Origin of the sequence: Mesorhizobium hawassense (assembly GCF_003289945.1) — a bacterium.
Classification (GTDB): domain Bacteria; phylum Pseudomonadota; class Alphaproteobacteria; order Rhizobiales; family Rhizobiaceae; genus Mesorhizobium; species Mesorhizobium hawassense.
On record NZ_QMBP01000001.1, the window covers coordinates 48,383 to 65,373 of the forward strand.

General features: G+C 61.0%; 16 protein-coding genes and 1 pseudogene. 14 read left to right on the forward strand and 3 right to left on the reverse strand.

Annotated elements, in window-relative coordinates:
* The first annotated feature begins 12 nt into the window (after window positions 1-12).
* Entirely contained in the window at window positions 13-1,206 is a 1,194-nt protein-coding gene (locus DPM33_RS00225; protein ID WP_112094910.1) for a hypothetical protein, read from the forward strand.
* Between the two features lie 73 nt (window positions 1,207-1,279).
* A complete protein-coding gene (locus DPM33_RS00230; protein ID WP_112094911.1) occupies window positions 1,280-1,768 on the forward strand; it encodes a GNAT family N-acetyltransferase in 489 nt (162 codons plus the stop codon).
* Between the two features lie 148 nt (window positions 1,769-1,916).
* Here the strand turns inward: DPM33_RS00230 and DPM33_RS00235 are convergent.
* Window positions 1,917-3,206: pseudogene (locus tag DPM33_RS00235) on the reverse strand (ISKra4 family transposase).
* Between the two features lie 80 nt (window positions 3,207-3,286).
* Between DPM33_RS00235 and DPM33_RS36045 the strand changes: the two are divergent.
* Window positions 3,287-3,577: a hypothetical protein gene (locus DPM33_RS36045; RefSeq protein WP_167448895.1), complete on the forward strand. Its 291-nt coding sequence runs from the start codon at window positions 3,287-3,289 to the stop codon at window positions 3,575-3,577.
* Window positions 3,578-3,580: 3 nt separating this feature from the next.
* Here the strand turns inward: DPM33_RS36045 and DPM33_RS00240 are convergent, their stop codons facing one another.
* Window positions 3,581-4,216, reverse strand: coding sequence for an FMN-binding negative transcriptional regulator (locus tag DPM33_RS00240; RefSeq protein ID WP_112094912.1), 636 nt, complete (start codon window positions 4,214-4,216; stop codon window positions 3,581-3,583).
* A gap of 21 nt (window positions 4,217-4,237) precedes the next feature.
* The gene (locus DPM33_RS00245) at window positions 4,238-4,897 is read right to left on the reverse strand and encodes a helix-turn-helix domain-containing protein (RefSeq protein ID WP_112095818.1); all 660 of its coding nucleotides are present in this window, start codon (window positions 4,895-4,897) and stop codon (window positions 4,238-4,240) included.
* 76 nt (window positions 4,898-4,973) lie between these two features.
* Between DPM33_RS00245 and DPM33_RS00250 the strand changes: the two genes are divergently transcribed.
* The 11 genes from DPM33_RS00250 to trbG all read left to right on the forward strand — a co-directional run bounded on the left by DPM33_RS00250 (window position 4,974) and on the right by trbG (window position 16,990).
* On the forward strand, window positions 4,974-6,107 hold the full coding sequence (locus DPM33_RS00250) for a trans-sulfuration enzyme family protein (protein ID WP_112095820.1): 1,134 nt from the start codon (window positions 4,974-4,976) through the stop codon (window positions 6,105-6,107).
* A gap of 491 nt (window positions 6,108-6,598) precedes the next feature.
* Window positions 6,599-8,629 (forward strand): conjugal transfer protein TraG, encoded by a 2,031-nt coding sequence (locus DPM33_RS00255; protein WP_112094913.1) that lies wholly within the window; start codon window positions 6,599-6,601, stop codon window positions 8,627-8,629.
* A gap of 118 nt (window positions 8,630-8,747) precedes the next feature.
* Entirely contained in the window at window positions 8,748-9,161 is a 414-nt protein-coding gene (locus DPM33_RS00260; RefSeq protein WP_112094914.1) for a CopG family transcriptional regulator, read from the forward strand.
* The gene (gene trbB, locus DPM33_RS00265; RefSeq protein WP_112094915.1) at window positions 9,158-10,126 is read left to right on the forward strand and encodes a P-type conjugative transfer ATPase TrbB; all 969 of its coding nucleotides are present in this window, start codon (window positions 9,158-9,160) and stop codon (window positions 10,124-10,126) included. Before DPM33_RS00260 ends, trbB begins: the two co-directional genes overlap by 4 nt.
* Window positions 10,127-10,137: 11 nt before the next feature.
* Window positions 10,138-10,446 carry a TrbC/VirB2 family type IV secretion system protein gene (locus DPM33_RS00270; RefSeq protein WP_112094916.1) on the forward strand — a complete coding sequence of 103 codons (309 nt, stop codon included), beginning with the start codon at window positions 10,138-10,140 and terminating at the stop codon, window positions 10,444-10,446.
* On the forward strand, window positions 10,446-10,718 hold the full coding sequence (locus tag DPM33_RS00275; RefSeq protein ID WP_112094917.1) for a VirB3 family type IV secretion system protein: 273 nt from the start codon (window positions 10,446-10,448) through the stop codon (window positions 10,716-10,718). The genes DPM33_RS00270 and DPM33_RS00275 overlap by 1 nt, the downstream gene beginning before the upstream one ends.
* Complete coding sequence (gene trbE / locus DPM33_RS00280; RefSeq protein WP_112094918.1) at window positions 10,712-13,162, forward strand: conjugal transfer protein TrbE; 2,451 nt, start codon at window positions 10,712-10,714, stop codon at window positions 13,160-13,162. Before DPM33_RS00275 ends, trbE begins: the two co-directional genes overlap by 7 nt.
* The gene (gene trbJ / locus DPM33_RS00285) at window positions 13,159-13,884 is read left to right on the forward strand and encodes a P-type conjugative transfer protein TrbJ (RefSeq protein WP_112094919.1); all 726 of its coding nucleotides are present in this window, start codon (window positions 13,159-13,161) and stop codon (window positions 13,882-13,884) included. The genes trbE and trbJ overlap by 4 nt, the downstream gene beginning before the upstream one ends.
* A gap of 33 nt (window positions 13,885-13,917) precedes the next feature.
* Complete coding sequence (gene trbL, locus DPM33_RS00290) at window positions 13,918-15,240, forward strand: P-type conjugative transfer protein TrbL (RefSeq protein WP_112094920.1); 1,323 nt, start codon at window positions 13,918-13,920, stop codon at window positions 15,238-15,240.
* Complete coding sequence (gene trbF / locus DPM33_RS00295) at window positions 15,241-15,972, forward strand: conjugal transfer protein TrbF (RefSeq protein WP_112094921.1); 732 nt, start codon at window positions 15,241-15,243, stop codon at window positions 15,970-15,972.
* Window positions 15,962-16,990, forward strand: coding sequence for a P-type conjugative transfer protein TrbG (gene trbG / locus DPM33_RS00300; RefSeq protein ID WP_112094922.1), 1,029 nt, complete (start codon window positions 15,962-15,964; stop codon window positions 16,988-16,990). The genes trbF and trbG overlap by 11 nt, the downstream gene beginning before the upstream one ends.
* Window position 16,991 lies beyond the last annotated feature (1 nt).

Here is a 16,991-nt window from a genome sequence, read left to right on the forward strand (position 1 = left end):
GGGGGCTCGTCAATGGCCGTTAGCTCGTCTTTTTCTGTCCCGGACCAGACGTCCCATCGGGCGCAGGGGATTTTTTCTCATCTGACCGACAGCATCGATCGCCGGCAGCGAAGACGCCCGCTCGGGACGGTTAGCGATTTTGTCGTTGAACAGCTCCCGCACTATATTGCAGAGATCAAAGGTAGTGAGCGGCCTGACGGGGCGGTCAAGGCGCTTGGGCATAGCATTAACACGATCATAGCGGGAGCGGACTATGAAGCGCACCTACTGGATCTGTCGCATTCCGAATTTGGAGTGGCTAAGACAGACGTTCATTATCTCGTCAATTGTGTCTATCAGATGTCCGCGGCTGCTGGCCTTGATCGCGTCGATGCCGAGTTAACGGTAGGAGAGCCGCTTAGGCGGATTGCACGCTTGAGCTGCCAGCGGCAGCGCAGCATTGATGTTCTCTCCTATGAAGATATGATCCTTTCCAATCCGCTGGAGAGCGATCCACGAGTATATTGCCTCGGCTCAGCCGGGGTCGAGGAGCGAGATTTTTGCCTAGGCCATCAACTCATTGAGAGCGACTTACAGGCGGCGATGGACGCACTACTAGAGTTGCGCGACGCGGTCGGCGCGGATGCGGGCCAGTGTCTCGCGCTTTGCGTGAAGTCGCTGGAATCCGCGAATGATGTCCTGGCGCGCTTTTATGAGCATATGTCGCCCGATCTATTCAGCGAATTTCGTGTGTTCTACGGAAAAAACCCTTACAAGGATAGGCTTGGCCCAAGCGGTCGTTTCTCTGCCCGGATCGTGGCGGTCTCGGTTCTACTGATGGGTGAAGAACTCTTCCACCAGAAACCGCAATTTTATAGGGATGTATATCGGCTGTCAGAGTACTATCCGCAAGGATGCATTCACGAGGTCTTCCGCTGGTTGTCACCAGACAACCGGAGCGCGCGGCTCCAGCCAAGCTGGCTAGAAGGGAAAGCGGGCTTTCCCAAATTTGCAACGATTTCGCCCGTCCTGAAGCGCCACGGAAGTGAAATCGGAAACATGCGAGCGTCCTGTGTTTGTGCGCTCGATCGGTTTACCCGGATGCACTTCAGGACGGCGTTGAAATATACGATTGACCCGGGTCGCCCGATCGTCGGAGTTGAGGCCGCGGAGAGTGTTGAGGCGGTGCTTTCACAGCGGCTTTTAACGGCGGTGCATCAAAAGTAGCTTCGGCACTTGTCTGGTTAGAAACGTATCATGAGGCCACGCAAGGCGTCGGAAACCAGAAAGGTGACGGCCGATGTCTCAAGACGAAGTGATCTTGCGTCGGTTCGAGACAGGGGATGCCGATGATGTATGGCACCTGCATAGAAGCGCATCTGAGGCTGTTGGTGTGTATGGTCCGCAAGGGGTGTGGGAGGATGATCTACGCAATGTCGGAGAAGTATACATCGCGTCAGGCGGAGACTTCGTGGTGGCGCATATTGGTTCCCTGCTCGCTGCTATGGGTGGATTGAAACCTGTTGACGATGATGTCGCAGAGCTGAAACGGATGCGGGTCCATCCCGCCTTTCAGCGACGAGGGCTTGGAAGGAGGATTCTTAGTGAATTGGAATCGCGAGCCGTTTCTCTGGGATTCAAGTGGATAGCGCTCGATACGACAACCATCCAAGTAGGGGCTCAAAGAATTTATGAGACGGCTGGCTATATTCGCCGCGCGGAAGGCATGTTGCACGGATATTCAGTGATCTTCTACAAGAAGCGGCTTGCCCGCCGGGATGACTGTTGAATGCTGCCGAGAAGTGCCCCGGATTTTTGCCAAGAACCGACCTGTGATTTGTATGCGGCCGAGTTTGGGGTCTGTCCGTTGTGAGTTCGTAGGCGATGGTGATTTTGAGTAGCCGGCCGACTTCGGAGCATGAGGATTTGTGAAGCGGTCATGCGGCGCGGACAGTTTGTCTGTACTCGTGATTGTCGTTCGACATGCCGGGATACCCACTGCCGAAAGGTTGAACGCAGAGATCCGTGAGGGGTCTGCGTGCGGGTTGCAGCAGAAGATGCGCGCCCAACCTGCTTCACTGCACCTGCTGTTTCTTGGCGAAACGCTTGCTGATGACGGCGTTGACGGTGCACTCCACGAAGGCCGAGGAGATGCGCTCACCGGAGCGATAGCGCTCACTGTAAGTGACCAGGCTCGCACCGTTGGAGGCGATGTAGGCCTGGAGCTCACCGATGGCTGTCAGGAACTTGTTTGGATAGTCCGTCGTGACCTTCTGCATCGAGTTGCGGGTCCGCGATTTCGTCACTGGCACGATAGCGGTTGCCCTGCCACAGATGCCACTTAATCCCGCGTAGGCCCTCAAACAGATCTTGCCGGCCTGCGGTTTTCCAGTCCCCTTGCGAAGTGGCGAAGGACCGTGATGCCCATGGTGATATGGAACCAGTTGAGCACATGCTCGCTCGCAGGCGCGATGATCTCGGCGAGCGAGCGGACCTCTTCGCCGCGATCTGTGATGAAAGTCATATCTTTGATTGGTCTGCACGTCCTGCTTCTTAATAGAATCAGGGATGCGCCGCTGCGGCTTATGGTCGTAACCGTGGACGAAACCGATGTATCGCGGATTACCGTCTTCGGGCAGCGAGCGGCCGACAATCAGCTCGAAGTTTCCGGTCGTTGCGGTCGCGGGATGTAGCCGCCATCCAGACCGATGACGATACGGCCATCTGGAACAGACAAGTTCATCCGGTCGCGCGGGCAGGCATCCTGTAGGATGGACACCCGCTCTTCCGTCAAATCCCGCTCGATACCGCGAGCGGTGCGCAGCGTATGCTGCCGGATTGTTGTGGCGTTGGCGCCGCAATCGATCGGTAGGACGTCGGTCAGCAGTTCGGCCGCGGCGGCACAGGGCACGAGCGAGGCCCAACGGGTCTCCAGATTGAGGCGTTCGTTGCAGGGTCGTTCCCTCCCGCCATCCGTGGCAGGCAATAACGCGGGCTGTTCAGCCGGACGTCGCCGAATAGGGTTTGGAAGGTGACGCGATAACTTCCCTTGCTGTGCAGGTGGCGGCCATCCAGATTACAATTTTCCTTGAGCCACGGTTCCACCTGCGTCTTCATCATTGCTTGCTGAAGTTTCGCAAGAAGGATCTTCGCCTAAGGCAGCGACAGCCCGAGATCCTCGGCACTGTGAGTTACCTCACCAGATCGGCGATGGTCTCAGTCGCGATCGTCTCGCGTCATCACCATCTGCAATATCACTCGCGCCCGCAGGTCGTCTTCCCGCATCGAGTTTTCCAGAATAGCTGGAGTGGAAAATCCGATGCTTGCAAAACATCCGTTTCCACACTTCGGCCTTGCCGGAAACAGTGATAGAGATCATCAATTAGCAATCCGAAAATTATCTGGCAAGCGGACCTGGCGGCGCGGGCCTTGCTTTCGGGCATCCGGCACGATCGCGGTGATGACGCCGCGCCCCTGGCAGGAGGTCTTCTTTCGAAAGATCGAGTTGACAGACGGAACCCGCCGCGAGGCCGTGACTAGTTCGCATCCGCTATTGGCAGACACTGCGGCGCGCAGAAGTTGCTGGCAATGCGAGTGAGGGCTAAGCCTTCTCTGCAGCTGCCTTGAGCATGGCCTCGCCGACGATGTGCTCGCCAGCGGCGATAAGAGCGTCGCCAGCGCCGCGAATGTCGCGTACCTCCTTGTTCTGGCTGAGCTTGGCCTTCCCGACCACGCTGGTGATCTCGATCTGCATCGCGACGACCGCTTTGACCATTGTATCGATGAAATCCTTCGGAGCGTCGCCCATCTTCCACGGAACTGGCTGGATGGATTCATGTCGGTGGGTGAGCTTGGCGACGTTTCTGCGAATGTACCGTTCGTCATCATGGATCGTCACCCGTCCGTGCGCGTGAACGACCATGTAGTTCCAGGTCGGCACCTGCTTGTGAAACTCGTGCTTGCTTGGATACCAGTTCGGCGAGACGTAGGCGTCGTCTGCCCGGAAGATGACCATCACCTCGTCCCCGTCACGCAGTTCCTCCCACACCGGGTTTTTGCGCGCGACATGGCAGTTTAGGATGCCGAGACCACCTTTTGAGCGGTCAAGTTCGAACGGGATGTGGTTGGCGTCGAGTGTGCCGTTGCTGCTGGTTACGAGCATTCCAAGCGGGTGGGCCTCGATGAGGCCATAAAGTGCTTCCGTGTCGAGCACGGCGAAGTGCGGCGGGATATACAAGGTGAACTCCTGTCCAAACGTTTACTGGTCAGCCAACGCCGCGCTCTCAAGCGCGGTTGGACCGTCGGATGAAATGAAGGCCAGGCGCTGCCCACCGCGCTCCAGCACAGCCATCGTGAAGCAGGTCCAGGCATCGGCTGTGCCGATGTAGGAATGTGACTGATCGGTGATGAGGTGGGCGCTTTCGCCTTCCTGCAAGGTAATTGATTCGCTGCCCACGACAACGGTCAGAGCGCCGGCAGTCACCGTCACCAGCTCGCGCGTGTCGGGGCTGTGGGCGTCCGCATGGAATTCGTCGCCGGGTGCCAAGGCCCAGGACCAGAGTTCAAACATAGTGCTGCCCGACATCGAGGCCTGCAGCTGAGCGCTACTGCCAGTGGGGCTCGTCCAGAGGGTTTTCGTCGCCGTGCGCTCAATACGCTTGTCAGCCTCTCCCCTGGGCGCATTGTTGATCAAGTCGCTTACGGACAGTGAGAACGCAGCCGCCAGCCTGCAAAGAATGCCTATGCTGGGGTTGGCCTTCCCTTGTTCGAGCGCCACCACCGTTCCCTTTGAAAGGCCGGTCAACTTGGCAACACCGTCAAGCGTCAGGTCGTGGTCGCGACGCAGCTGGTGCAACCTTGTGGCTATTGCCAGACCCAGCTCCTGCTCGCGATCCAATATGAATGATGCGTCGGTCATTATATTGACTTTAGCAGCTTTGATCGTTACGGTCAACATAATGACCGCCCCAAACAACCGACAAAAGGAGGCCGCCGTGCGTTTTGACACACAAGCTATTCATATCGGCCGGAGCGTGGATCCCTTGACAGGTGCGGTCTCCATTCCGCTGCATACCAGCACTACCTTTGAGCGAGGCGCGGATGGTTCCTTTCCGTCGGGTTATGAATACACGCGCGACTCTAATCCGACCCGCTTTGCTTTCGAGCAAGCGATGGCCGCGCTCGAAGGGGGCGGAGAGGGCATCGCTTTCGCATCCGGGATGGCTGCCATTGCCGCCGTCCTCGAAGCCCACCCTCCAAGGGGCAGGGTCGTTCTGCCGGACGACATGTATTTCGGCATCCGCTCGTTGATCAGGGAGACGGACATCGGCCGCCGTTTCGAGTTTGTGCCTATCGACATGCGCAATCTCGAGCGCGTGCGGACAGTGGTGCAAGACAAGCCTACTGGTCTGGTTTGGATGGAAACCCCGTCGAACCCGATGATCCGCGTTGTTGACATCGCTGCCATCTGTCAGATCGCCCACGAGGCTGGCGCTCTCGCCGTTGTCGACAACACCTGGGCAACCCCGGCACTGCAGCGCCCGCTCGATCTAGGCGCAGACGCGGTCGTCCATTCCGCAACGAAATACATTGGCGGCCACTCGGACATGATGGCCGGCATCGTTGTGGTGCCCGCTGCATCGCCCCTTGAGCGACCCCTGCAGATGATCCAGAAGCACAAGGGCAGTGTCCCAGCGCCTTTCGACTGCTGGCTGGCGCTCCGCGGGCTGCAGACGCTGCCGGTCAGGATGCGCGCGCACTGCAATGCCGCGCTGAAGGTTGCTGAAGCCCTATCAAAGTCGCCCCAGGTCGAGGAGGTCCTTTACCCGGGACTTGCTGGCGATCCCGGCCACGCGCTTGCTGCCCGGCAGATGAGTGCATTCGGCGGCATGTTGTCGTTTGTCGTGAAGGGCGGTGAGCCGGCGGCGATGGCTGCGGCCGGTCGCCTGAAACTGGTGGTGCGCGCCACCAGCCTCGGCGGCACCCACTCCCTGATCGAGCACAGAGCCTCGGTCGAAGGGCCCGAGTCGATGGCACCCGGCGGACTACTGCGCGTGTCGGTGGGGCTTGAGGATGTCCAGGACATCATCGAAGACCTGATGCAGGCACTCGCCGGTTCGGGGAACTGAACAACGTAGCATCTTATTCTGGTCTGAGCCGCCAGTCGTCGCTGCGGGCGTCTGGGCTCGGCCACCGTGAGGAACATGGGCGTCGCCCTCCGGCAGGGCCGCCAGGCCGGCCTTGCCTGTCCGCCGACGTCGTGACCGGCTCGATCTTCTGGGAGCTGATGGCAGCCACCGGTATCTCGGCTTTGCTGACTCAATTTGCCCATGCTCTGGCGTTGAGCAGTCGGGCTACCTCGTCGCGACTGAGCACCACCGCAGCTTGCGCGGACTGGTGAGATCGCCCGGCACGGTGCCTGAAGCGGCTGGCGCCAGTGACAATGACAGACTCGGTAGAGACGCGTGCTTCCAAGGTGAAATCAGTCGGCATGAGGGTCGATCGTCGCCTGATGACCGTTGCCTCAAACCGCAATGCCATCGCAACCGGTCGTATGTGGGGTGCATTCCTATTCCGACCGCGCCACGCAATGCTAAGTCGCTTTTCAGCGAGCCAAGCAATGACACCCACGAAACTGCTGATCGGGCAGCTCGCCGTTGTACTCTCGATCGTCCTTGTTGGCGTCTGGGCGGCAACGCAATGGTGCGCTCACATGCTCGGTTATCAGCCGCAACTCGGCGCGCCGTGGTTTGTCGCGGCGGGATGGCGGATCTACAAACCATGGAAACTGTTCGAATGGTGGTTCCATTTCGACGCCTATGCGCCCGAGATCTTTGACCAAGCAGGCGCGCTTGCCGGCGCCAGCGGGTTCTTGGGCTGTGCAGCCGCGGTCGCCGGTTCGCTGTGGCGCGCACGGCAGCGCGGACTGGTCACCACCTACGGCTCTTCACGATGGGCGGTGAAACAGGAAGTCGAGAAATCAGGGCTGTTTCGGCCCGCGGGCGTTTTCCTCGGCAAGCTGAATGACCGATATCTGCGGCATAATGGCCCGGAGCACGTCATGGCCTTCGCCCCGACACGTTCGGGCAAAGGCGTCGGACTGGTCGTTCCAACGCTTCTTTCCTGGACCGGCTCGGCCGTCATTCACGATATCAAAGGCGAGAATTGGCAGCTGACGTCTGGCTGGCGATCGAAGTTTTCTCATTCCCTTTTGTTCAATCCGACCGACCCGAGGTCGGCTCGCTATAATCCACTGCTGGAAGTGCGCAAGGGATCGAATGAAGTCCGTGACGTCCAGAACATTGCCGACATCTTGGTCGATCCGGAAGGTGCGCTCGAGCGGCGCAATCATTGGGAGAAGACCAGTCACTCGCTATTGGTCGGCGCCATCCTGCACGTGCTCTACGCCGAAGAGGAAAAGACACTCGCCCGCGTGGCCACCTTCCTGTCAGACCCGCAACGCTCGTTTACCGCGACGCTGCAGCGAATGATGACGACCAACCACCTTGGCGCGGCGGACAGGCCTCAGGTGCATCCTGTAGTGGCTTCGGCGGCACGCGAGGTGCTTAACAAGTCAGAGAACGAACGTTCGGGCGTTCTCTCAACTGCGATGTCGTTTCTCGGTCTCTATCGCGATCCGACCGTAGCCGCGGCAACATCGGGCTGCGACTGGCGCATATCCGATCTCATGGATGCCGAGCGCCCAATGTCGCTCTACCTGGTGGTGCCGCCATCTGACATCTCCCGCACCAAGCCATTGGTCCGACTGGTGCTCAATCAGATCGGCCGCCGGCTGACCGAGCGCCTGGAGGGTGATCCGAAGAAGAGCAGAAAGCACCAACTGCTCATGATGCTCGACGAATTCCCGGCACTCGGTCGCCTCGACTTCTTCGAAACCGCGCTTGCCTTCATGGCGGGATACGGCATTCGTGCCTATCTGATAGCACAATCCTTGAACCAGATCTCCAAGGCGTATGGCGAGAACAACGCCATTCTCGACAATTGCCATGTCCGAATTGCCTTTTCCTCTAATGATGAACGGACGGCCAAACGCATCTCAGATGCGCTCGGCACGGCGACGGAACTCAGATCCATGCGCAACTATGCCGGCCATCGGCTGGCGCCATGGCTTTCGCATGTAATGGTCAGCCGGCAGGAGACCGCGCGCCAGCTCCTGACGCCTGGTGAGGTAATGCAGTTGCCATCGGGGGATGAACTGGTCCTGGTTTCCGGATTGCCGCCGATCCGGGCTAAGAAGCTGCGCTATTACGACGATCAGAATTTCACTGAGCGGGTGCTGCCTGCGCCGGTGTTGCGCGAGGGTCCTTACGCCGACTGTCCTGCATCACGCCCGGATGATTGGACTGGACAGGTGCGCAGCGTCGATCGTCGTCTGGCCACTGACGAAGAAAGCGCCAGTGGGGCCGCTGAAGACGAGGGCGGCGTTCAGCAACAGCGCCATCCGGGATTGCCCGAGGAACACATTGCCATCTCTCAGGAGCCTGAGCAGGACGATCTGTTAAAGCCCGCAGACGATGATAGCGAGGCGCTCGCCGACAAACGTGTGATGGACCGAATTTCCACCGCGGCGCGCGCCTACGGTATCAACGAGGGCAGGGGCGACGACAAGGAAATCGTGCCCGGCTTCTGAGGGCCCCCAAAAGCCAAAGCGTATCTCGGCGTAGATAACGACGGTAAGCGATTTCGGGCAGCTGCTCCATGCTTGTTCTCGTCGCCGGCGCAATGCCGGCCTGTCGAGAACGAGTAGCATGAAGCCCCACCGCATCCGTCACCAGTTTCTGCTTGAGCCGGAGCTCAGCGAGAAACTAGACACGCTCAGCCGTGATCCGTCGACCACCAAGTCCGCGATCGTTGCGAAGGCCGTTGAGGCTTTCATCGAGCGCCGCGGTGAGAACGAGCTCGACCGGCGCTACGGCGTAAGGCTCGATCGTCTTTCCCGCGACGTCGCCCACGTCAGGCGCGATGCCGAGATGACCCTCGAGAGTCTGGCGCTCTTCATCCGCTTTTCGATCACGCTTCATGCCCACACGCCGGTCCCTGATCGAGCAACGCAGGCGATCGCACAGGAGCGCTTCGACAAATTCGTCGAACAGGTCGGCCGGCAGATCGCATCGGGGAAACGCTCGCTTCGCAAAGACAACGGCGTGGGAGGGGAAGGATGACCTCTCATCCGGAAGCCGACCACCGCCGCCGCGCCATGCTGCGCACCGCCATGGGCCAAGCGATCACCGAAGCCCTCGCCGATCCATTGGTCATCGAAGTGATGGTCAATCCCGACGGTGCGCTTCGGCTCGACCGTCTCGGAGAAGGTCGCGTCGATACCGACGTGCATATGCACCCCTCCGAGGCCGAACGCATCATCCGCCTGGTTGCCTCCCACGTGCGCGTCGAGGCGCATGCGGACAATCCGATTGTCAGTGCTGAACTGCCCTCAGGCGAGCGCTTCGAGGGGCTACTGCCGCCTGTCGTGCTGGCGCCATGCTTTGCGATCCGCAAGCCGGCGGCAAAGCTCTACACGCTGGCCAACTATGTCGCCGACCACATCATGTTCCCGCTGCAAGCCGATGCGCTCAGGAAAGCGGTGCGCGAGCGGCGCAACATTCTGGTCGCCGGCGGCACCTCGTCGGGCAAGACGACGCTTGCCAATGCCCTGCTGGCCGAAGTCGCCGAATGCGACGAGCGGGTGATCCTGATTGAGGATACTCGCGAACTGCAATGCGCGGCGAAGGACTGCGTTGCCTTGAGGACGAGGCGCGGCTCGGTCACGCTCGCCGATCTCGTCCGCTCGACCCTGCGGCTCCGGCCCGACCGGATCATCGTCGGCGAGGTGAGAGGCGCCGAGGCCCTCGACATGCTCAAGGCATGGAACACCGGGCATCCTGGCGGCATCGCCACCGTTCACGCTAACTCTGCACGCTCCGCACTTTACCGTGTCGAACAGCTCGCCCAGGAAGCCGTCGTCACTGTTCCGCGCCGCCTCATCGCCGAAGCCATCGATCTGATCGTCTTCATCGCCGGGCGCGGAACTTCGCGCCGCATTGACTCGATCGCCGAGGTCACCGGTCTCGACGGCAGCGGCGATTACGCCGTCACCCCGCTCACGCTTCCGCAACTCCAGCAGCTTTGAAAGGTCATCTCATGCGCAAGAAGCTTCGCTTTCTTTCGTCCACCGCGCTCGCGTTTCTTATCACGGCCCCGACGTACGCGGCCGGCTCCGGCATGCCTTGGGAACAGCCGCTGCAGCAGATCCTGGAGTCGGTGCAGGGGCCGGTCGCAAAGATCGTCGCGGTGATCATCATCATCACCACGGGCTTAACCCTTGCCTTCGGCGACACGGCAGGCGGTTTCCGCAGGTTGATCCAGATCGTGTTCGGCCTGTCGATCGCCTTCGCAGCATCGAGCTTCTTCCTTTCCTTCTTCTCCTTCGGTGGCGGAGCGCTCGTCTGATGGCCACCGCAGAACACCATATCGAAGGCTTCGAGGTGCCGGTCCACCGGGCATTGACGGAGCCGATCCTCTTGGGTGGTGCGCCGCGAGCTGTGGCGATCCTCAATGGCACGGTGGCCGCGGCAATAGGCCTTGGCTTGCAGCAGTGGATTGCCGGATTGGTGCTCTGGCTTATTGGCCACACGCTCGCGGTCTTTGCCGCAAGACGCGATCCGGACTTCGCCGGCGTGCTTGTCCGCCATCTTCGGCTGAGGGGGTGGCTGGCATGCTGAACCTTTCGGAATATCGCGGGAAGGCCGATCGGCTTGCCGACCATCTGCCCTGGGCCGCGTTGGTCGCGACTGGTATTGTTCTCAACAAGGACGGCAGCTTTCAGCGGACGCTGCGGTTCCGTGGCCCCGATCTCGAAAGCGCGACGGAAGCAGAACTCGTCGGTATCTGCGCGCGGGCGAACAATGCGCTCAGACGCCTCGGCTCCGGCTGGGCATTGTTCTTCGAGGCCGAGCGCATTGAAGCGCTGGGCTATCCAGCCTCGCGTTTTCCCGACGCTGCCTCATGGCTTGTCGATGAAGAACGGCGGGCGGCTTTCGAGGGCAAGGTCGCGCATTTCGAGAGCCACTATCACCTGACCTTGCTGTTCATGCCGCCACCGGATGCCCAGTCGCGGGCGGAGAGCGCACTGGTCGACTCTCATCACCCAGAAGACGAAAGAGACTGGCGCCAGGAGTTGGTTCGGTTCCGTGACGAGACCGACCGGGTCCTGGATCTCCTGTCCGGCTTTATGCCCGAAGTGCGTGGGCTCAATGATGCAGAGACGCTGACCTACCTGCATGGCACAATCTCGACCCGGCGACATCCTGTCGTCGTGCCGGAAACGCCGATTTATCTCGACGGCATCCTGGTCGACGCGCCGCTCATTGGTGGGTTGGACCCGATGCTGGGCGACCAGCATCTGCGAACCCTCACCATCTTCGGATTCCCGAATCTCACCCGGCCCGGGATCCTCGACGCGCTGAACCACCAGGATTTTGCCTATCGCTGGATGACGCGCTTCATTCCGCTCGACAAGTCGGAAGCGACCAGGACGCTGACGCGGCTCCGACGGCAGTGGTTTGCCAAGCGCAAGTCGATCGTCGCTATCGTACGCGAGGTTGTGACCAATGAGCCGGTACCGCTGGTCGACAGTGATGCCGACAACAAGGCGCTCGATGCCGACGAAGCCCTTCAGGAATTGGGTGGCGATCACGTCGGCTTCGGCTATCTCACCACGACGGTGACGGTGTGGGACGAGGACCGCCAAGCTGCCGCCGAAAAACTTCGCGCCGTCGAGCGCGTCATCAATGGGCTCGGCTTCACCACGATCCGCGAAAGCGTCAATGCGGTCGAGGCGTGGCTCGGTTCGTTGCCCGGTCATGTATACGCCAATATTCGCCAGCCGCTTGTTCACACACTGAACCTGGCCCATCTCATGCCGCTGTCGTCGGTGTGGGCCGGCCCGGCGGCGAACGAGCATCTCGCCAAGGTCACTCGGACCGAAGCGCCGCCGCTTCTCTTCGCCGAAACCAGTGGGTCGACTCCGTTCCGGCTTTCTACTCATGTCGACGATGTCGGCCACATGCTGATCGTCGGTCCGACCGGGGCAGGCAAGTCGGTTCTGCTTACCCTGATCGCGCTGCAGTTTCGGCGATATGCCGGCGCGCAGGTCTATGTCTTCGACAAAGGCAATTCCGCTCGTGCCGCAACGCTCGCCATGAGTGGAGAGCACCACGCATTGGGGGCTGACGGCTCCCTTGCCTTCCAGCCGCTGCGAAACATCCACGCTCCGGTCACGCGCAGCTGGGCAGCCGAATGGATCGCCGGCCTCATTGCCCATGAGAACGTCACCGTCACGCCTGAGGTGAAGGAGGCAATCTGGTCTGCGCTAGGCAGCCTTGCCACTGCGCCGGCGCAGGAACGCACGCTCACGGGCCTGTCGGTCCTGCTTCAGTCCAATGCGCTGAAGTCCGCCTTGATGCCCTACACGCTCGACGGCCCCTTCGGCCGGCTGCTCGACGCTGATGACGATCGGCTGGCCCTGTCGGATGTCCAGTGTTTCGAGACCGAGGAGCTGATGCACAGCCAAGGCGCTGTGCTACCGGTGCTCACCTATCTCTTCCATCGTCTCGAGGAGCGCTTCGACGGACGGCCAACGCTGCTCATGCTTGATGAGGCCTGGGTCTATCTCGACAATCCGCTCTTCGCCGCGCGCATCCGCGAATGGCTGAAGGTGCTGCGCAAGAAGAACGTGTCAGTCATCTTCGCCACGCAGTCGCTTGCCGACGTCGCGAACTCGGCGATCGCGCCGGCTATCATTGAGAGCTGCCCCCAACGGATTTTTCTCCCCAATGATCGTGCCGTGGAACCGCAGGCGCGAGCCGCCTACGAGCAGTTCGGCCTGAACGAACGCCAGATCGAGTTGGTCGCCCGCGCCACGCCAAAGCGTCAGTACTATTTGCAATCGCGGCGCGGCAACCGGCTGTTCGAGCTGGGTTTGGGCCCCGTCACGCTTGCGCTTTGCGGCGCCTCCGACCCAGCCACGCAGACGCTCATCGACAGCGTCCGGTCCGACGACGATCAGGAGAGCTTTGCCTCCCGATTTCTGAGTGCGCGCGGCCTCGATTGGGCCGCCGATCTTCTCCGGCAATTTCCTCAAGCAGACATGGAGCAATCGTCATGATGCGGCGCCGCTTTCTCTCAGGCCTGATAACCCTTTCGCTGATCGCCAAACCGTTGGCCGACTATGTCCAGCCGGCCTATGCCCTCATCGTGTTCGATCCCTCCAACTATACGCAGAACGTGCTCTCGGCGGCGCGCGCATTGGAGCAGATCAACAACCAGATCCAGTCGCTTCAAAACCAGGCGACCATGCTGCAGAACATGGCGCGTAACCTTCAGAGCCTGGATTTTTCGTCCGTCGGCCAGCTTACCGGTTCGCTACAACGGATCGACGGTTTGATGAACCAGGCAAGTGGTCTGAGCTTTAATCTCGGCAAGCTTCAGGACCTGTGGCGCCAGCAATATCCAGAAAGCTACGACGCCACGATCAAAGTCAGCGACGTGGCAAGCGCCGCGCGCGAGCGTTGGCAAAGCGCAATGCAGGCGTTCCGTCAGACCATGAATGTCCAGTCGCAGATCGTGGAAAATGTCCGCGGCGACGGCGACCTGCTTGCCGATCTCGTCAACCGCAGCCAAGGGTCTGCCGGTGCGCTTGAGGCAAGCCAGGCCACCAACCAGCTGATCGCGCTTTCGACCAAGCAGCAAATGCAGATCCAGACGCTGCTTGCGACGCAATTCCGCGCCGAGGCCGAGGACGCCGCCCGCAAGGCGCAGTCCGAGGAAGCTGCCCGACAGACGACAAAACGCTTCCTGGGCACCGGCTCCGCCTATCCCGGCAACTGATCACTGGCACTTCAACTTGAGGAAGGCGGCGGCATGAACGACCTTGGCGTCATCGATCGCTTCATGGAGACTTTTATCCGCTATATCGACAGCGGGTTCGGTCTGCTTTCGGGCGACGTCGCCTTCCTTACTACGACGCTCATCGGCATCGACATCACGCTTGCGGGCCTCGCCTGGGCATTCGGCGGCGAGCCCAACATTCTCGGCCGCCTCATCCGCAAGGTGCTCTATGTCGGCGTCTTTGCCTTCATCCTGAACAATTTCAAGAACCTCGCCGACATCATCTACCGCTCCTTTGCCGGCCTTGGCATCAACGCGTCCTCCGGCAATTTATCCGCCGACAATCTCCTGCACCCGGGCCGCATCGCCGCCACCGGCTTCGAGGGCGCCTGGCCGCTGCTCGATCAGGCGAGCCAGCTTCTGGGCTTCCCGGAAATCTTTGGCAACGCGCTCACCATTTTCGTGCTGCTCGTGGCCTGGTTCCTGGTCATCATCGCCTTCTTCATTCTCTCGATCCAGCTCTTCATCACCATCCTCGAGTTCAAGCTCACCACGCTTGCGGGCTTCGTTCTGGTGCCATTCGCGCTCTGGAATCGCTCGTCGTTTCTGGCCGAGCGCGTGCTCGGCAATGTCATCTCGTCAGGCATCAAGGTGATGGTGCTCGCCGTGATCGTTGGTATCGGCTCCACGCTTTTCGGCGAGTTCGCTTCGGCGCTCCAGGGCAAGGAGCCTGATCTGGCGGCGGCCATGTCACAGGTGCTGGGCGCGCTGGCGCTGCTTGGGCTGGGCATCTTCGGGCCGGGGATCGCTTCAGGGCTGGTGTCTGGTGCACCGCAGCTTGGCGCCGGCGCTGCGCTCGGAACCACGGCGGCCGCTGCCGGATCGGCGCTCGTTGCCGGGGGAACGGCATTCGCCGGTGCGCGCATGGCAACCGGCGGCGGGCTTGCCGCCGTCCGAGCCGGCACGACCATGGGTTCGGCAGCTTCCTCGGCGTGGCAGTTGGGGCGGGCAACCTCGCCCGGGACCGGCCTGTCCGGTGTGGCTGCTGGAATGCAGGGTGTGGCAAGCGCCGCCGGCGGCGCTGTATTGCGTGCAGCAGGATCCGCCGCGGGAAGCTTGGGGCCTAGCGTCAATGCCGGGCGCGAAGCCGCATGGACCGCCTCCCGCGGTGCGCCCACCGCGTCAATGACCGGAGGTCCGGCCGGTTCTGCCCCGAATACCGCACCCAATTGGGCGAGACGCATGCGTTCCGAACAGACCGCTCGTGCTCATCGCCACGCCGCCGTGCAAGCCGTCCGCGACGGTGACAGGCCGGGCGGCAGCGCCAATCCCTCTCTTAACGACAAGGACGACTAAATGCTCTTCAAACGACCCGTTCAACGTTACGGCAAGACGCCCGAGCCGGTCACGCCGTATCAGAAGGCCGGCCAGCTCTGGGATGAGCGCATCGGCTCATCGCGGGTACAGGCCCGGAATTGGCGGCTGATGGCCATTGGCTGCCTGGCTTTGGCGACCGGGCTCTCCGGCGGGCTGATATGGCAGTCGATGCAAAGCCGTGTCGTGCCTTACGTCGTCGAGGTCGACCGCTTCGGCGAGGCGCGCGCCGTTGCGCCGGCAATCCAGAATTATGAGCCCTCCGACGCCCAGATCGCCTGGCATCTCGGCCGTTTCATTCAGAATGTCCGATCCGTCTCCACCGACCCGGTCCTGGTGCGGCAGAACTGGTTGGCAGCCTACGACTTTGCCACTGATCGTGCATCGCTTTTCCTCAACGAGTACGCCAAGGCAAACGACCCATTTGGGCAGATCGGCACGCGCAGTGTGTCGGTGCAGGTGACCAGCGTGATCAGGGCTTCCGACAGCTCGTTCCAGGTCAAATGGACCGAGCAGATTTTTGAGCGCGGCAGCCTGGCCAGCACGACGCGCTGGACGGCGATCCTGACCATCGTGATCCGCCCGCCAAGCAATACCGACCAGCTGCGCAACAACCCGCTCGGCATCTTTATCAACGCTATCGATTGGTCGCGTGAGCTCGACAGCGCAGCACCTGCATCCGTTTCCCCAAAGGAGCCCGCCAATGACAAATAGAGCCCCATCGCTTCGTGCCGTGCTGATCTTGTCTGCGTCGGCAGCCGTCCTCTCGGCTTGCGCATCGAAGCCGGTGCCTCCACCAGAGATTTCTTATGATGCTGCCGACTTCAAAGCAGCGGCAATTGAGAAGCCGCCGGAGAAGGCGGTGAAGATCGTCGAGGTGCCGAAGCCGCTGCCTTTGCCCGGTCAGCTGCAGCCCGATCCGGGCAAGCTCGTCGAGGATAAACGCTCTCCTGAAGAACGAGTCGCGGACACCAACAAGGCGGCAACGCAGCAGCCCACCAAATACGGCTATGTCAATGCGGTTCAGGTCTATCCCTTTGCCGATGGCGCGCTTTATCAACTCTACGCCGCACCCGAGCGCGTTACCGATATCGCTCTGCAACCGGGTGAGAAGCTGACGTCCGTGTCCGCGGGCGATACGGTGCGGTGGGTCATTGGCGACACTGTGAGCGGCACTGGTGACAATCAGCGCACCCATGTGCTGGTGAAACCCTTCGCGCCAGGACTCAGCACCAACCTTGTGATCACCACGGAACGGCGGACGTATTACCTGCAGCTTCAAAGCACTGACAAGACCGCAATGGCGGCCATCTCGTGGACGTATAGCGAGGACCAAATCATCGCGATGCGCATGCGCAACGCTCAAGCTGAAGCTCTCACGCCGGTCGCGTCGAATGTGGCGCTCGAGAACATTCGCTTCCGCTATGCAATCTCAGGCGACGCACCTCCCTGGAGACCGACGCGTGCCTTCGACGACGGCAGCAAGGTCTACATCGAATTCCCGCGTCGCATCGATCAGGGCGAGGCGCCGCCGCTCTTCATCGTCGGGGTCGACGGGAGCAACCAGCTCGTCAACTACCGCATGCGCGGCAACTACTACATCGTCGATCGCCTCTTTGCCGCGGCCGAACTGCGGCTCGGCTCCAAGCAGCAGCAGGTGGTGCGCATCACCCGGACTGACGGGCGACAACCGCCGCGGCGGATCTCGCCGTTTTCTCGTCTCGGCAGGTGAG

Excerpts from the sequence above, each read along its gene's own strand:
- DPM33_RS00225 (WP_112094910.1), top strand. The coding sequence starts at position 13 with ATGGCCGTTAGCTCGTCTTTTTCTGTCCCGGACCAGACGTCCCATCGG.
- DPM33_RS00230 (WP_112094911.1), top strand. The coding sequence starts at position 1,280 with ATGTCTCAAGACGAAGTGATCTTGCGTCGGTTCGAGACAGGGGATGCC.
- DPM33_RS00245 (WP_112095818.1), bottom strand. The coding sequence starts at position 4,897 with ATGACCGACGCATCATTCATATTGGATCGCGAGCAGGAGCTGGGTCTG.
- DPM33_RS00255 (WP_112094913.1), top strand. The coding sequence starts at position 6,599 with ATGACACCCACGAAACTGCTGATCGGGCAGCTCGCCGTTGTACTCTCG.
- DPM33_RS00260 (WP_112094914.1), top strand. The coding sequence starts at position 8,748 with ATGAAGCCCCACCGCATCCGTCACCAGTTTCTGCTTGAGCCGGAGCTC.
- trbB (WP_112094915.1), top strand. The coding sequence starts at position 9,158 with ATGACCTCTCATCCGGAAGCCGACCACCGCCGCCGCGCCATGCTGCGC.
- DPM33_RS00270 (WP_112094916.1), top strand. The coding sequence starts at position 10,138 with ATGCGCAAGAAGCTTCGCTTTCTTTCGTCCACCGCGCTCGCGTTTCTT.
- DPM33_RS00275 (WP_112094917.1), top strand. The coding sequence starts at position 10,446 with ATGGCCACCGCAGAACACCATATCGAAGGCTTCGAGGTGCCGGTCCAC.
- trbE (WP_112094918.1), top strand. The coding sequence starts at position 10,712 with ATGCTGAACCTTTCGGAATATCGCGGGAAGGCCGATCGGCTTGCCGAC.
- trbJ (WP_112094919.1), top strand. The coding sequence starts at position 13,159 with ATGATGCGGCGCCGCTTTCTCTCAGGCCTGATAACCCTTTCGCTGATC.
- trbL (WP_112094920.1), top strand. The coding sequence starts at position 13,918 with ATGAACGACCTTGGCGTCATCGATCGCTTCATGGAGACTTTTATCCGC.
- trbF (WP_112094921.1), top strand. The coding sequence starts at position 15,241 with ATGCTCTTCAAACGACCCGTTCAACGTTACGGCAAGACGCCCGAGCCG.
- trbG (WP_112094922.1), top strand. The coding sequence starts at position 15,962 with ATGACAAATAGAGCCCCATCGCTTCGTGCCGTGCTGATCTTGTCTGCG.